This window comes from Lacisediminihabitans sp., assembly GCF_036569425.1.
Lineage (GTDB): Bacteria > Actinomycetota > Actinomycetes > Actinomycetales > Microbacteriaceae > Lacisediminihabitans.
Window position 1 is genome coordinate 20621 of sequence record NZ_DATCQQ010000030.1, and the last position, 14583, is coordinate 35203.

Sequence of the window (14583 nt, forward strand, 5' to 3'; positions counted from 1 at the left end):
GGTCACACTAGCTTCCTGGCGCGCCCCGCCCCGGGGCTTCGGCCCGTCATTTACGAGTACAGTGGCGATGAAATGTCGTTCAGTCGCCGCAGTTTCCTGGTCGGGGCGGGTTCGGGTCTCTCCCTGCTCGTGTTGACGGCATGCACCGACGGCAAACCGGTTCCCACGCCCACCTCGTCGCCGAGCCCCACGCTCGCCGTTCCCCGGCCCGCGGGGATGCTGCGCAGCAAGTGGACCGCCGATCCGTTTAGCCTGGGATCGCACAGTTTTCTCGCTGTCGGAGCGACGCCGCAGCATCGCGACGACCTGCGGGAGCCCGTCATGGGCCGTCTGTTCTTCGCCGGTGAGGCCACTTCCAACGACCTGCCAGGCACCGTTCTCGGCGCGCAGAGCTCCGGCGCGCGGGCCGCGGGTGCCGTCGCCGATGCCGCGACGCTGGGCGAGCGGATCGCGGTCATCGGCGCGGGCGCAGCGGGGGCCGAGGCCGCGCGACTGCTCACCCTCGACGGCTACAACGTGGTCGTGATCGAGGCGCGGAACCGGGTCGGCGGCCGTATCGACACCCGCACGTCCAAGTCGTGGCCGCTGCCGGTCGAACTGGGCGCCTGGCGACTGGGCAAGGCCACCGACGCCCCACTGCTCACCAAACTCGCCTCCCTTGGCGTGGAGACCAACCCCTTCACCGGCACGCTTCTCGCGCGCACGGGGGCGAGCTCCACCACCGAGAGCACCGTCGGACCGACGGCGGTCAGGACGGCCACGGACTGGGCGGCCGCACAGGCCACCGATTCCAGCCTCAAGACCTCCCTAGACAAGTCGGGGGCGGCCAAGACTGCCGCCTCATCCACGGTCGACGGATTCGCGGGGTCCGCCCTGCTCGACCAGTACCTCGCCTCGCTTGCCACCACCAACGGCGCGAGTGACTCCCGGCTGTCCAGTTGGTTCGGGGTCGACGAGGCCGTGCACTACGACCGGCTCGTCATGGGCGGGTTCGACGCGCTCATCACCGACGCCCTCGACGGCGTGAAGACTTCGCTCTCCACCGCCGTGGTCGGAGTGGCATACAGCGACTCCGGGGTGAGCCTCAAGCTCGGCACCGGGGAGTCCCTCAAGGTGGACCGCGCGATCGTCACCGTGCCGCTCGGAGTGCTGCAGCAGGGTTCGATCGCGTTCGAGCCGCTCCTGCCGTTCTCCCACCGCGCCGCGATCCAGGCGATCGGCGTTGGCGCGGTGGAGACGGTATGGCTGAGGTTCGACAAGCCGTTCTGGTCGACGGATGCCGCGGCCTGGAACCTCGTCGGCACCGACGATGATTTCACCAGTTGGATCAATCTCGAGGCGGTCACGGGAGAGCCGGTGCTCGTGGGGATCGTCGGCGGCGACGCGGCCCGCCGGCTTGCGAAGCTCAGCGACGACCAGGTAGTCGACTCAGCGCTGCGCGCACTCGTGCCGTTCGCGGGCTCGAAGTTGCCGGACTCGAAGTAGCCGGACTCGAAGTAGCCGGACTCGACCGGGGCTCCCGCGTGGCCCATCGTTCGTAGAGCGGCCGGGTTCGGCTGATCGCGACGAGTCCGCTGGAGATTCCGCCGAAGAGGGTAAGGGCGAGCGCGCCGAACAGGAAGAATTCGCCCGGTCCGCTCACTTGGGCCGGGTCGAGGAAGAAGTAGGGATACCACCCCACGATGGGGCCGCGGACGAGTGTCACGAGCCCCCAGCCCACCGTGAAGACGAGCACGATCACCACCGCGCGCCACAGGGCACGCCGTCGTCCGGGGGCGATGATCCAGTCGAGAAGGGCTATCGTCGGCAGCCAGAAGTGCAGCACCTGGTCGGACCACGGCACGTCGATTCGAAAACCGCGCGCCCCGGCCTGTTCGATGAGGAAGCCGAAGACCACCCCGGAAGACACGGTCAGGCTGAGCACGGACGCTCGCATGGTGTCGAGCCAGGCCGGATCGTTCGTGCCCCGGAGACCGATCACGCCCGTGATGACGGACACCACGACGAACCCCATGTTGCTCTGCACGGTGAGGTAGGCGAAGAAGTTGCCGGCAGTGAACGTCGCCGAGCCGAGACCCCAGACAAACCGCGCCACGAGTGCCACGAGGCAGAGCATGGCCATGCCGAGTCGCAGGGCGCCGAACGCCGCCCGAACCGTCACCGTGCCGCCCACCTCCGCCGCAACGCGCGCGAGTTTCGCGTCGCTCTGCAATTGGCAGTCTACGAACCCCCGTCTGGGTTCCCCTCATCGGCGGCCGCGTACTGGCGGCCCGCGCGCCGTGTCGCCTCGAGCGTTCGCTCTCGCGCCGCGAGGAAGAGCGGAAAGGTGAAGGCGAAGGCGGTGAGTCCGGCCAGCACGACGTAGAGCCAGCCGAACCTCATCCCGAGCCTTCGCGCCTCGACGATGATCAGCACGCTTCCGGCGACGGCCACGACCAGCAGGTCGACGGTGAGCGACGAGACCGCCGGGCCGCTTCCGACCCAGTCGCCGATGAAGTCGCGGGCCTGCACGATGGCAAAGGCATTGAAGGTCCAGGCACCGATGAGGCCAATCACACTCAGCACGAGGTAGGCGGCGGCGAGCGGCGTCCAGTTCTTGGTCATCTGCTCATCGTGCAGCCTCCCGACCCGCGCGCACCAGAGGGTGCCGTCGGCGCGCCGGGGTCAGAATTCCTCCTGTACCCGCCCGGCGAGTGCCTGAAGCAGCCCCTCCTCGCGCCGGGCCATTGTGCGCGGACTGGAGTCGACGATGCACAACGCCCCCAGCGACCGTCCGTCCGGGGAGGTGATCGGAAAGCACGCGAAGAATCGGATGTGCTCGTGGGCGGAGGATGGCCAGTAGGCGGTTCTGGGATCGGTCGAGGTGTCTTCGATCACCGCGAGACCGGCCTCGCCGGAGGTGAGACGGTACAGCTCCTCGATCCTGGCGTCTCCGGAGCCGTCCATTCCGAATGAGGACCTCACCCACACGTCGTCCCCCTGCCTGAACACGATGGCGACCCCGGTCGTTCCGAAGATGTTGCGCGCGAGCGCCGTGATGACGTTGATCCTCCCCTCGGACTCGGGTCCGAGCACGGTCAGGTCGTCGAACGCCTGCTGGCGCGCGACCTCGGCCGAGGCCCGCACGGTGCTGGGCCGTTCGCTCGCGATGTCGACCTTGTCGAGCTTGTCGCGCATGGCGGGGGCGATGAGGCTGGCCCAGCCGTCGAAGGACTTGCTCGAATTGCGGTCGCCGCCTGCGGAGAGCGGCGGGTCGAATGGCAGGAGGGTGGCGCTCCGACGACCGGCGCACACGTCGGCCGTCGTGTCGTTGAGCAGCACGACCTGCCGGTCGACGATGTGCGCGAGCATCCGCGGAAAGTGGATGCGGGATGTCGAGGACGGCACGCCGATCACGAACGTGTGCACGCCGTATGCCGTGTTCTCCACATGGTCGAGCAGGTCCACGAGCTGCCGCCGCCACCTGCCGAGCGACGACAGCCCGAGCGCCTCGTTGGCTCCGATCGTGAGCACGAGGGCGTCGAAGCGCCACAGGTCCATCCCGACCAGAGTAGCCAGGCATCCGGCGGCTGTCAGGTTGCCCTCGGCGATGATGTCGATTTTCGCACCCCGCCCGGTGAGCGCCGAGAGCTTCCTGGCCAGGTGGCCGGCGAGGCCGAGCTCGTGGGAAAGCTGGCCGTGCCCCACGGACGGCCCGTCGGCGACGAGGAGGATGCGATCGGAATCCACGCCGTCGGCGTGCACATGGGGAGCACCCGTCGGTCGGGACAGGTCGAGCGACGCGCGGGACACAGAGGCGAGCCAGACCCGCGCGATCGGTCGGACCAGCGCGGTGACTATCGGCATCGTCCTCAGCCCTTTCGACCGGAAGAATCGGTCTGCTGGGTCTGGGCAGTCGTCGTGCGCCCAATTCTACCGCCGTAGCGTGGGTTTCGCTCGGATAGCCGTCAGCGCGACCTCCCGCCGGTTTCGCCGGACGCTTTCGGGAACGGCGCGACGGCGTCTACTCTCGGAACACTGTGACGTTTACCCCTCCTGAAGCCTTCACGACCCGTCCGACGCTCACGGGCACGTTCGGGATGACCGCATCGACCCACTGGCTCGCCACGGCATCGGCCCAGGCGGTGCTCGAGCGCGGAGGCAACGCCTTCGATGCGGCGGTCGCCGGCGCGTTCGTGCTCCACGTTGTCGAGCCGCACCTCAACGGGCCGGGGGGCGACATGACCGGGCTCTTCGCCACGGCTCGGCAGCCGGGCGCCGCGGTCGTGCTCATGGGCCAGGGACCGGCCCCCGAGGCGGCGACGCCCGAGCACTACCGGGCAGAGGGGCTGGATCTCGTGCCCGGGTCCGGCGCCCTGGCCGCGGCGGTGCCCGGTGCCGTCGATGCCTGGTTGTTGTTGCTGCGCGAACTCGGCACCTGGGAACTGGACGATGTGCTGGCCTATGCGATCGGCTACGCACTGAAGGGGCATCCGGTGCTCGCCAGGGTCGGCGCGACGATCGCCGCAGTGTCCGACCTGTTCACCGAGCACTGGCCGACATCCGCCGCCCAATGGATGCCGAACGGCCGCGCGCCGGTCGAGGGCGAGATCGTGACCAACCCGGCATACGCCCGCACGCTCGAGCGGCTCGTGCACGCGGCGAAGACCTCCAGCCATCCCGACGACGGACCGACCAGGGAGTCGAGGATCGACGCCGCACGGAACGCCTGGCGCACCGGCTTCGTCGCGCGGGAGATCGACGCATTCGTCCGGCGCCCGCACCGGCATTCCTCGGGCACCGATCACGCGGGAGTGATGACCGCCGGCGACCTGGCCCTCTTCGTCTCCGGATTCGAGGCGCCCGTCACGGCGACATTCCGCGGCTACACGATCGCCAAGACCGGCGCGTGGGGGCAGGGACCGGCGCTGCTCCAGATGCTCGCGATCCTCGAGGGGTTCGATGACCACCACCTCGACCCGTCGACGGCGCTCGGCGCCCACACGATCCTCGAGGCCGAAAAGCTCGCCATGGCGGACCGCGAGGCGTACTACGGCGACCGCCGGGTGCCGCTCGAGTACCTGCTCTCCGCCGAGTACAGCGCGCAGCGGAGGGCGCTCATCTCGGATTGGGCGTCCCTCGAGTTCCGGCCGGGCACCGTCCCCGGCTTCGAAGCGTTCGTCCCCACGCTGCGCACCGAGCACGACCCGGCATTCGCCGGGGTCGGGGAGCCCACGGTGGCGTCGAGCGGCGAGACGCGCGGGGACACCTGCCACATCGACGTCGTTGACCGCTGGGGCAACATGATCGCCGCGACGCCCTCCGGTGGGTGGCTGCAGTCGTCCCCGACCATCCCCGAGCTCGGGTTCTGCCTGGGGTCGAGGCTGCAGATGACCTGGCTCGAGCCCGGTTCGCCGTCCACGCTGGCTCCGGGGAAGCGGCCCCGTACCACCCTCACCCCCACGCTCGTGCTCAAGGACGGAAGGGCAATCGCCGCGCTCGGCTCCCCCGGCGGCGACCAGCAGGACCTGTGGCAGCTGCTCTACCTCCTGCGCACCCTCGTGGGCGGATACACCCCCCAGCAGGCGATCGACGCGCCGATGTTCCATTCCACCTCATACCCCGGCTCGTTCTGGCCGCGCACCTGGGAGCCCGGCGGCGCCGTGGCCGAGGGGCGGCTCGGCGACGAGGTGATCGACGACCTGGTCGCCCGGGGACATCGGGTCACCCGGGTCGGTGACTGGACGCTCGGGCGCATCTCGGCCGTCGGCATCGACCCGGTGACCGGTGTGCTCAGCGCCGCGGCGAACCCCCGCGGTGCCCAGGGCTACGCGGCCGGTCGGTAGTCTCTCCGGCCCGCACCCGCTGGGGCCAATACGTGCAATCGGGGCCAACTCGTCGGCCCCGATTGCACGCACTGGCCCCTTTTGTCGCCGCCCTGCCCTGCCGCCGCAACGACGTGCCATCCATCTGCGCCGAAGAGGCTGATCAGCTTCCTCGCCCTGGCCCGCGACTGCTGCGCGCCGAGGTGGTAGAGCCGCCCCACCATGTCGAGGTTCTCAAACCCGGTGAGGTTCTCGTCCACCGCCGCGTACTGCCCGGAGACGCCGATGATCGGGCGGATGCGGTAGGGGTGCGCGATGACGTCGATGCCGTCGATCGTCGCCGTGCCGTGATCCGGTCGAATCGAGGTGGTCAATACCTTGACGGTCGTGGTCTTGCCCGCTCCGTTCGGGCCGAGCAGGGCGGTGACGGTGCCTCGGGGGACGACGAGATTGAGCCCGTCGAGGGCGTGCACCGGGCCGGCGCCGCGGGGGAATAGGTCTTGCTCAGGCCTCAGGCCTCAGGCCTCGACAAAGGTCATGCTGCGAACGTATCCGCCGCCACCGACATCAGGCAACCCTCCTCAGCGACCCGGTTGCGCCTTCACCAGGGCGAGCAGCGCGACGCCGTCGGGCACACCGAGGCCAGTGCAGGCGTCCCAGCCCGGTTTTGCCGAGAAGCTGCCGTTGTTGCCCGAGATCACGTCGCGGAAGCCTGCCTCGCTCTCGCCCGTCCCGGCGGCGCGGTAGAACGTGGGCTGGAGCAGCCCGAGTGGTCGGCCCGTCGCCTGGGCGAGCCTCGCCACGAGGGCCGCCCAGAGCGGCGCTACGGCGCTCGTGCCGCCGTAGACCTTGTGCTCGCCGTCCACGAGCACCGCATAGCCGGTGGTCGGATCGGCGACGGCCGCGACATCCGGCACGCCGCGCCCGCCGGACTGGGTTCCGGACGCCGGCACGCCGACTCTCTGCTGCCACGCGGGCAGGGCGAACACGTCGCTCACTCCCCCGCCCGTGGCACCCCCGCCCGCACCGTTGTTCCAGACCGTCTCCGACCGCACCGTGCCGCCGGATGCGCGCAGGCTCGTTCCGCCGCAGGCGAGCACGTGGGGACTCGAGGCCGGGAAGTCGGCGTGGTCACGGTCGTCATTCGCTCCGTCCGAGCTGCCGTTGTCGCCGGCGGCCGCCGTCACCGTGATTCCGAGCGCGGCGGCGTCGAGGAAGGCGTCGTCGAGTGTGCGGCGAGCCTGCCCGGTCCACGCGTCCTCGTTCTGGCCCCAGCTGATGCTCATCGAGGTGGGAGTGGTCGAGGCGTGGGCGGCCTCGCTCACGGCATCCACGAATCCCGCGTCGGTGTTGGGGGCGAAGTAGACGACGATTTCCGACCCAGGGCTGAGGGCGCCGGCGACCTCGATGTCGAGAAGCACCTCGCCATCCGCGCCTGCCGGATCCTTGCCCGCCTGGTTCTTTACTCCGTCCACTCCGACCGCGGTGACGGTGGGGCCCGTGATGCCGAGACTCGTGAAGTAGGCGGAGAGCTCCGCCTGGGCGAACCCGCCGCCGAGCTCGATGATCGCGATGGTCTGGCCCGAGCCATCGGTGCCGGGCGGAAAACGATAGATCTCCCCGAGCTCGGTCGGTGTGTAGCTCACGGAAACGGCCCGCGCATCGGCGACCCGGAACTCCGCGCGCGCTTGCGGCCGGTCGTCGAGCCCGAGCACCGCCGTGATCACGCCGTCGAGCGCGGCCGGCACCATCAGACCACCGGTGCGATGCCGGTGGCTCGCGGGCGATCCGTCGGCGGCGAGGCTCGTGACGGCCTGCAGCTGCACGCCGAAGACCCGGCCCATGGTTGCGACCGTGCCGGAGATGCGCACGCGGCGCGAGGCGAGGTCGGTGGAGACGACGGTGACCCCCAGCGACCCGAGGGTCGACACGACGAGCCCGACGTCCCGCGGGTCCGCGCCCATCGACTCGGCGAGTGCCTCCCTCGACATCGGCGCGGCCGCGAGTACGGCTTCCGTGTCCACGGCAGCCCTACGCCGGAGCACCACCGTCGCCTCGATCGTGCCCTCGCGGGAGAGTTCGGCCGCCGTCGGCACCACCCCTCGCGCCGGCGCACGCTCGCTGCCGGGCAGGGGCCTCAACTCGAGTCCCTCGTCCGACGGTCGCGCTGGTGGCTGTACTGGTGGCTGCACTGGTTCGTTGTTCTGTTCCATCGGAATCCGCCTCGACCCATCGTTGTGTTCGCTGCCCCCAGCCAACACCGCTTCACCCCGATCTTCAACCCGCGCCGGGCGGCTCGCGCGGCTGCCTGCTCCGGTGCGGACGATGCTCCATACCGGGGAACGACGCAGGGAGGGCTCGGTGCGGGCGACGGTGAAGGATGTTGCCGAGCGTGCCGCCGTCGCGCCGAAGACCCTCAGGATGCCCGCCCTCTCGTGGGCGGTCGTACAGTTGGGGACCGACGCCCGGCCCTGAGTCGCTGAGAGAGCGCGCTGAGGAGAGTCCACTCGAAGGTGAGAACATTGCTGAAGCGCCGCCACGACCGCGTGGCGGCGCCGAGGCAATGGTTGCCGGAGAGAAGCCCCATGAAGATCCTGATTGTGGAGGACGACCCGGAGATGGGTCGTCTCATCGACCGTGGGCTCACGGCGGACGGGTACGAGACCGTCGTCGTCGAGAACGGAATCGACGCTCTCATCGCCGTGGCACACGAGGACTTCGCCCTCGCGGCGATCGACGTCATGCTGCCCCGGATGTCGGGCTTCGAGATCTGCCGCCGGATCCGCGAGACCGGCAGCTCCCTGCCCATTCTCCTTCTGACCGCCCGGGATGCCGTGGAGGACCGCGTGTACGGTCTCGACTCAGGCGCGGACGACTACCTCACCAAGCCGTTCGCGTTCATCGAGCTGAGTGCCCGCATCCGGGCCCTGCTGCGGAGGGATGCCGCGGCCGAGAAGCTCTCCATCGCCGTGGGTAACCTCACCATTGACTCGCTCGCGCTGACCGTGACGGCCGACGGGCGCACGCTCGCCCTGAGCCCGAAGGAGTTCACGCTGCTCCGGCTCCTCGCCGGGAAGGCCGGATCCACGGTGACCCGGTCCACCATCCTCCAGGAGGTGTGGGGTTCGGCGGACAACATCGACCCCAACATCGTCGACCAGTACGTGAGCTACCTGCGGCGCAAGCTCGACGCGGAGCGGACGGGGGTTCGGATCACCACGACCCGGGGCACGGGCTACGCGCTCGAGGTCGTGGAGTGAGACTTCTGCGCCACCTCTCGATTCGTTGGCGCATCACGATCGGCAGCCTCGCGATCGCCGTGCTCCTCTCGGCGATCGCCGTCGTGGCGTTTCGCGCCCAGGTGGAGCACATTGTCAGCACGACGACGACGACCCTCCTGCACCATGACGCGGCGCCATACGTCACCGAGATCCAGACCGCCTCCGGCACGATCGACGATCCGGGCACCGGTCAACTCGTCGCCGTGGTCAACCCGGCCGGGAAGGTCGTGGTGTCGAGCCTGCCCGACCGTCTCGAGCGGCGGCTGTCGACGCTGACCGCGCTGACCGGCGACGCCCACACACTCGTGGCCGCCGACGACACCTACCGGGTCTTCACCCAAACGGTCTCCACCGCAGCCGGGGACTGGCACGTCGTCACCGCCCGCAACCAGGACTCCGCCATCCTCTCGCTCGACCGGATCACCGAGGCCCTCATCACCGTGGGGCTCCTGCTGGTCTCCGGGTTCGGTGTCGCATCGTGGCTGCTCACGAGCGCGGCGCTTCGCCCCGTGAACCGGATGCGCCAGCAGGCCGAGGCGCTCGTCGCCGAGGGGTCGACCGAGCCACTGCCGATCGGACCGGCGACGGACGAGCTGTCGGCTCTCGCCACCACACTCAACGAATTCATCTCCGAGGTGCGGCAGTCGGTGGATCGGGAGAGGCAGCTCGTCTCCGATGCGAGCCACGAGCTGCGCACCCCCCTCGCGATCCTCATGACCCAGCTCGAACTCGCGCACCTCTCCACCGGAGACGCACGGGCCCTCGAGGCGGAAATCACCTCGGCGCAGCACTCGGTGTCCCGGCTTTCGGCGCTCGCGACCGGGCTGCTCGAGCTGTCCCAGATCGAGGCGAAGACGCCGGACGGGGTGAGCACCTGGGACGAGCTGGCCGCCGAGGTCGCCGCCTCGGCCGACCGCGCGAGGCTGCTCGCCGCGCCCAAGGGCGTCACGGTGGACTTCGACGTGGCCGGAGAACCGACGGAGGCCGTGTACCGCATCGCCGTCGCCAACTTCGGTCGTATCGTGGGCAACCTCGCCAGCAATGCGATCGCCGCCGTGCCGAACGGCGGGAGAGTGCGGATCGCGCTGCGGCACGCGCGGTCGAATCTCATCCTCACCGTCGTCGACTCCGGCCCCGGCATGCCGGACGACTTTCTGCCGGTGGCCTTCGACCGCTTCTCCCGACCGGATGACGCGCGCGCCAAACGGGACGGCGGCAGCGGTCTGGGCCTCGCGATCGTGCACGCGATCGTCGCGAGGGCGCACGGCGAGATCACCCTGGCGAACGGAGCGGGTTTCACGGTCACCGTGTCGTTGCCGACGATCGCCTGACCCGCCGGTCGCCCCGGTAAACCTGTGTGAACTCTCACATCCTCCTGCCCCGATCCGAGGTAAACCTCAGGGCGCAATCGCCACCATGAATGAGCGAGCCGGCGACAGTCGGATTCGCTTACCGGCGGCGAGAGGCGATTTCCGTGAGCAACCTCCTGGCAGAACGACCGGTCACGCCCGGCCGAGTGCTGGCCCGGCGTTTCGGGCACGGCATCGGTCCGCTCGCCGCCTGTCTCGGACTGCTCGGCTGGTTCGTCAACTTCGTCGGCTCGTGGATTCCCTCCTTCTGGGGCGACGAGGCAGCGAGCATCATGTCGGCCGAGCGCCCGCTCGCAACACTCTGGGGCGAGCTCGGCAGGATCGACGCCGTGCATGGTGCGTACTACGTGTTTCTGCACTTCTGGATCAACCTCTTCGGGGCATCCGAACTCTCGGTGCGATTCCCGAGCACGGTCGCCGTCGGCGTCGCGGTTGCCGGCATCGTCGTGCTCGGCGACCGGCTGCGGGGCCGCCGGGTCGCGGTGCTGGCCGGCCTCGTGTGCGTGGTGCTGCCCCGCATCAGCTACATGTCTGCGGAGGGCCGCTCATACGCCATCGGCACGGCAATCGCCGTCTGGCTCACCATCTTCTTCTTTACCCTGCTCGGTCGGCGCGTGACGAGGCTGCTTCCGTGGCTCGCCTACGGACTGGCCCTCGCCGTCTCGATCTACGTGTTCTTCTACTTCGTGCTCATCGCCGGCGTTCACGGCCTCGCGCTGCTCGCCTCCCCCGCCCGGCGCGCGCTGCTTCGCCGGTGGTTCGCCGCCCTGGGCGTGACCGTGTTCGTGGCGGCACCGATCCTCACTTACGGCCTTGCCCAGCACGGACAGATCACCTTTCTCGCGCACCGGGGATACGCCACCTTCGACCGCATCGTGATCGTGCAGTGGTTCGGCAACCCCTGGCTCGCCACGGCCGGCTGGGCGCTCATCGTCGTCGGTGTCGTCGCCCTCCTGCGCTCCCGGTCCGAGCATCGCGTGCTCCTCATCGGGTGGCTTCTCCTGCCGACGGTCGCGCTGCTCATCGGCAACACCTTCGTCGCACCGATGTACACCGTGCGCTATCTCTCGTTCTGCGCGCCGGTTGCCGCGCTTTTCGTCGCGGTCGGCATCGACGCGATCGCCCGCAGGCTGACGGCCGTTCGCTCGCTCGAAGCGGTGGCACCGGTGTTGCGCACCGCGATCCCCGCCGCGCTCGTGATGCTCGTCGCGGCCCTCGCCGCCCACACCGACCTGCAGCAGCGCACCCCGTTCGCCAAGGACGGCGGGAGTGACCTCTGTCAGGTGTCGGAAGTGGTCGCGGCGAACGCCCACCCCGGCGATGCCATCGTCTTCGACGAGACGACCAGGCCATCCCGGGCACCGCGACTTGGCCTCCACCTCTACCCGAAGGCGTACGTCGGCCTGGCCGACGTCACCCTTGCCGCGCCGTACACGCAACTGCCTGCCCTGTGGGACAAGGCGGCCACCGTCGGCCGGTCGAGCGGCGCGCTCGCGTCGAAGAACACCGTGTGGGATCTCGAGCTCAAGGCCCACGGCACACCGGCAAACATCGTCGAACTCCAGCGGCTCGGATTCACCGTCATTCGCGAGATCCCCGTCCATCGGACCGTCGTTTACGAGCTCACGAGGGAGACACCATGACCCAGAGGCATCGCACCAACGGCACGCTCGTCGTCATCCCGACGTACAACGAGCGCGAGAACCTCGCCGACATCGCCGCCCGGGTGCTGCGCAGCGCCCCGGACGTGGATGTGCTGGTCGTGGACGACAACTCTCCAGACGGCACTGGAGCCCTCGCCTCCGCCCTCGCCTCCGGCCACGACAGGATGCACGTGCTGCACCGCGCGGGCAAGGAGGGCATCGGAGCCGCCTACCGCGCCGGTTTCGCCTGGGGACTCGAACGCGGGTACGAGCGATTCGTGGAGATGGATGCCGACGGGTCGCACCAGCCAGAGCAGCTGACGGGACTTCTCCACGCGCTCGTCGGCGCCGACGTCGCGCTCGGCTCGCGCTGGGTCGACGGCGGCAGCGTGAAGAACTGGCCCCTGCGCCGGGCGCTTCTCTCGCGCGGCGGCAGCCTGTACGCGCGGATCGCCCTCGGTCTGCCGTTCCGGGATATCACGGGCGGCTACCGGGCATTCACCGCGTTCGCGCTCGAGACCATCGGCTACGAGAAGATCGTGAGCCAGGGCTACTGCTTCCAGATCGACATGCTCTGGCACGCCCACACCGCGGGGCTGCGCATTTCCGAGGTTCCCATCACCTTCATCGAGCGCGTTCACGGAGAGTCGAAGATGAGCGGCGGGATTGTGCGCGAGGCCATCGTGCGAGTGAGCCTCTGGGGCATCATGGGCCTGCCGGCCAGGCTGAGGGGCGTCACTCCACTCGAGCAGCGGCCGAGCACAAGGGAGCACCATGTCGCGCGAGTCTAGGGCCGCCCTGGGCAGACAACTGCTCAGCTTCATCCTCGTCGGCGGGGTCGGGCTCGTCGTCGACATCGTCGTGTTCAATGCGCTCCGCACGACCGTACTCGAGCCGAGCCTGGTGCATGGCGGGCCCGTGATCGCCAAGGCGATCTCCACGTCGCTCGCCATCCTCGTCAACTGGATCGGCAACCGATTCTGGACATTCCGCTCGCAGCGCCGCACCGACGTCGTGCGTGAAGGAATCGAGTTCGCCGTGGTGAGCGCCGCCGGCATGGTCATCGCCCTCGGCTGTCTCTGGGTGTCGCACTACCTGCTCGGCTACACGTCGATCATCGCCGACAACATCGCGACGAACGTTGTCGGCCTCGCGCTCGGCACGGCCTTCCGCTTCGCCCTCTACCGCTGGTGGGTGTACTCCGTGAGGCGCAGGAACCCGGTCACGGCCGCCCTCGACACCGCCTCCACGAGCGAACCGAGGGTCGTCATCCGCTAGTCGGAACAATTCATCGCCGGACGGCCCACGCAGGGATAAAGTATTCCTCACCGGCTGATCGGAGCTGTCATGGAGCAACTGCCGCACGACGATCTCCCCGTGGTCACCCGCCGTCGCTGGGCGCGGACGACCCTCGCCGTGATCCTCGTGACCGTCGGCATCCTGCTCGCCCCCGTGTCGGCCGTGGCGGCCTGGGCGAGAGTCGAAGTGCTCGACACCAACACCTTCGTCGCGACCTTCGCCCCGCTCGCCGACGATCCTGCCGTGCAGGCCTATCTCGCGGATCAGGCGGTCGCCGCGATCAACCGGTCGATCGACATCCCGAGGATCGCCTCGGACGCGATCGACGGGCTCACCGGGCTCGGCGCGGGCCCGCTGGCGACGGCGGCGCTCAATTCCCTCAAGGGTGCGGCGGCCCAGGGCCTCCAGGACATCATCGAGAACCAGGTCTCCCGCTTCGTGGCGTCCGACGCGTTCGCCGTCACCTGGGCCAAGACCCTCCGGCTGTCACACGCCCAGCTCATCGCGACGCTGAGTTCCGACCCGAATTCTGTTGGCTCGGCCGACCAGCAGGCCACCATAGGCATCGAGCTCGGGCCGATCGTCGAGCGACTCAAGACCGTGCTCGTGGAAAAGGGCCTCGGCTTCGCCGAGCGGATCCCGGCCATCGACCGGACCATCGTGATCGCGAAGTCCGACGTCGTGCCCGTCGCGAGGTTCTCCTACACGGTCGTGGCCGTCTCCGGCACCTGGCTGCCCTGGCTGGCCCTGCTCTTCCTGGTCGCCGGTGTTCTCGTGGCCCACCGACGCGTGCGCACCATCGCGTGGACGGGGGTGACGCTCGCCCTCGTGATGATCCTGCTCGGATTGGCCATCGTCTGGGGGCGCTTCACGTTTTTCGACACGGTCAATCCGGTCCCCGTCGCAACGGCCGGTTCGCTCTACGACCAGTTCGTCGGCGGCCTGGCCGGAACGATCGTCGCGGTGGCCGTGCTCGCCAGCGTCACGGCCATCCTCGCCTGGTTCTTCGGACCGTTCCGGGCGGCACGCAGCGTGCGCGGTTTCGCGGCACTGTGGCTGACCAGGCTCCGGGATGCCGTGCGCCGCCCGGCGGCGCAGAAGGGAGACTCGCAATGAGCAGCATGGACCCCTGGCGGGCGAGGCGCACGACCGCTACCCCCGCCCGACCCTCGTGACAGACGAGGCG

General features: G+C 69.4%; 14 protein-coding genes. 9 read left to right on the top strand and 5 right to left on the bottom strand.

What is annotated here, in order from left to right:
- Positions 1–72 precede the first annotated feature (72 nt).
- Positions 73–1485 (top strand): flavin monoamine oxidase family protein, encoded by a 1413-nt coding sequence (locus VIM54_RS06475; protein WP_331899948.1) that lies wholly within the window; start codon positions 73–75, stop codon positions 1483–1485.
- Here VIM54_RS06475 and VIM54_RS06480 read toward each other — a convergent pair.
- Genes VIM54_RS06480 through VIM54_RS06490 form a run of 3 tightly spaced genes read right to left on the bottom strand, consistent with a single transcriptional unit; the run spans position 1406 to position 3846 of the window.
- Positions 1406–2212 carry a Pr6Pr family membrane protein gene (locus VIM54_RS06480; protein ID WP_331899949.1) on the bottom strand — a complete coding sequence of 269 codons (807 nt, stop codon included), beginning with the start codon at positions 2210–2212 and terminating at the stop codon, positions 1406–1408. The genes VIM54_RS06475 and VIM54_RS06480 overlap by 80 nt on opposite strands.
- Before the next feature lie 8 nt (positions 2213–2220).
- Positions 2221–2604, bottom strand: a complete 384-nt coding sequence (locus tag VIM54_RS06485) for a DUF2834 domain-containing protein (protein WP_331899950.1) — start codon at positions 2602–2604, stop codon at positions 2221–2223.
- Positions 2605–2664: 60 nt separating this feature from the next.
- Positions 2665–3846, bottom strand: a complete 1182-nt coding sequence (locus tag VIM54_RS06490; protein WP_331899951.1) for a GAF domain-containing protein — start codon at positions 3844–3846, stop codon at positions 2665–2667.
- A gap of 233 nt (positions 3847–4079) precedes the next feature.
- Between VIM54_RS06490 and VIM54_RS06495 the strand changes: the two genes are divergently transcribed.
- A complete protein-coding gene (locus tag VIM54_RS06495) occupies positions 4080–5825 on the top strand; it encodes a gamma-glutamyltransferase family protein (protein WP_331899952.1) in 1746 nt (581 codons plus the stop codon).
- Here VIM54_RS06495 and VIM54_RS06500 read toward each other — a convergent pair.
- Both VIM54_RS06500 and VIM54_RS06505 read right to left on the bottom strand, forming a co-directional pair.
- A complete protein-coding gene (locus VIM54_RS06500) occupies positions 5807–6277 on the bottom strand; it encodes an ATP-binding cassette domain-containing protein (protein WP_414673186.1) in 471 nt (156 codons plus the stop codon). The genes VIM54_RS06495 and VIM54_RS06500 overlap by 19 nt on opposite strands.
- A 108-nt stretch (positions 6278–6385) precedes the next feature.
- Positions 6386–7945, bottom strand: a complete 1560-nt coding sequence (locus VIM54_RS06505) for a S53 family peptidase (RefSeq protein WP_331899953.1) — start codon at positions 7943–7945, stop codon at positions 6386–6388.
- 184 nt (positions 7946–8129) lie between these two features.
- Here VIM54_RS06505 and VIM54_RS06510 point away from each other — a divergent pair, with 184 nt between their 5' ends.
- The 7 genes from VIM54_RS06510 to VIM54_RS06540 all read left to right on the top strand — a co-directional run bounded on the left by VIM54_RS06510 (position 8130) and on the right by VIM54_RS06540 (position 14513).
- Complete coding sequence (locus tag VIM54_RS06510) at positions 8130–8279, top strand: hypothetical protein (protein WP_331899954.1); 150 nt, start codon at positions 8130–8132, stop codon at positions 8277–8279.
- Between the two features lie 110 nt (positions 8280–8389).
- Positions 8390–9064 (top strand): response regulator transcription factor, encoded by a 675-nt coding sequence (locus tag VIM54_RS06515; protein ID WP_331899955.1) that lies wholly within the window; start codon positions 8390–8392, stop codon positions 9062–9064.
- Positions 9061–10416, top strand: coding sequence for a HAMP domain-containing sensor histidine kinase (locus VIM54_RS06520; protein ID WP_331899956.1), 1356 nt, complete (start codon positions 9061–9063; stop codon positions 10414–10416). The genes VIM54_RS06515 and VIM54_RS06520 overlap by 4 nt, the downstream gene beginning before the upstream one ends.
- Positions 10417–10559: 143 nt before the next feature.
- Positions 10560–12098: a glycosyltransferase family 39 protein gene (locus tag VIM54_RS06525; protein WP_331899957.1), complete on the top strand. Its 1539-nt coding sequence runs from the start codon at positions 10560–10562 to the stop codon at positions 12096–12098.
- Positions 12095–12889, top strand: a complete 795-nt coding sequence (locus tag VIM54_RS06530) for a polyprenol monophosphomannose synthase (RefSeq protein WP_331899958.1) — start codon at positions 12095–12097, stop codon at positions 12887–12889. Before VIM54_RS06525 ends, VIM54_RS06530 begins: the two co-directional genes overlap by 4 nt.
- A complete protein-coding gene (locus tag VIM54_RS06535; protein ID WP_331899959.1) occupies positions 12873–13376 on the top strand; it encodes a GtrA family protein in 504 nt (167 codons plus the stop codon). The genes VIM54_RS06530 and VIM54_RS06535 overlap by 17 nt, the downstream gene beginning before the upstream one ends.
- A 69-nt stretch (positions 13377–13445) precedes the next feature.
- Positions 13446–14513: a hypothetical protein gene (locus VIM54_RS06540; RefSeq protein ID WP_331899960.1), complete on the top strand. Its 1068-nt coding sequence runs from the start codon at positions 13446–13448 to the stop codon at positions 14511–14513.
- Positions 14514–14583: the final 70 nt, after the last annotated feature.

Excerpts from the sequence above, each read along its gene's own strand:
- VIM54_RS06475 (WP_331899948.1), top strand. The coding sequence starts at position 73 with ATGTCGTTCAGTCGCCGCAGTTTCCTGGTCGGGGCGGGTTCGGGTCTC.
- VIM54_RS06485 (WP_331899950.1), bottom strand. The coding sequence starts at position 2,604 with ATGACCAAGAACTGGACGCCGCTCGCCGCCGCCTACCTCGTGCTGAGT.
- VIM54_RS06490 (WP_331899951.1), bottom strand. The coding sequence starts at position 3,846 with ATGCCGATAGTCACCGCGCTGGTCCGACCGATCGCGCGGGTCTGGCTC.
- VIM54_RS06495 (WP_331899952.1), top strand. The coding sequence starts at position 4,080 with ATGACCGCATCGACCCACTGGCTCGCCACGGCATCGGCCCAGGCGGTG.
- VIM54_RS06510 (WP_331899954.1), top strand. The coding sequence starts at position 8,130 with ATGCTCCATACCGGGGAACGACGCAGGGAGGGCTCGGTGCGGGCGACG.
- VIM54_RS06515 (WP_331899955.1), top strand. The coding sequence starts at position 8,390 with ATGAAGATCCTGATTGTGGAGGACGACCCGGAGATGGGTCGTCTCATC.
- VIM54_RS06530 (WP_331899958.1), top strand. The coding sequence starts at position 12,095 with ATGACCCAGAGGCATCGCACCAACGGCACGCTCGTCGTCATCCCGACG.
- VIM54_RS06535 (WP_331899959.1), top strand. The coding sequence starts at position 12,873 with ATGTCGCGCGAGTCTAGGGCCGCCCTGGGCAGACAACTGCTCAGCTTC.
- VIM54_RS06540 (WP_331899960.1), top strand. The coding sequence starts at position 13,446 with ATGGAGCAACTGCCGCACGACGATCTCCCCGTGGTCACCCGCCGTCGC.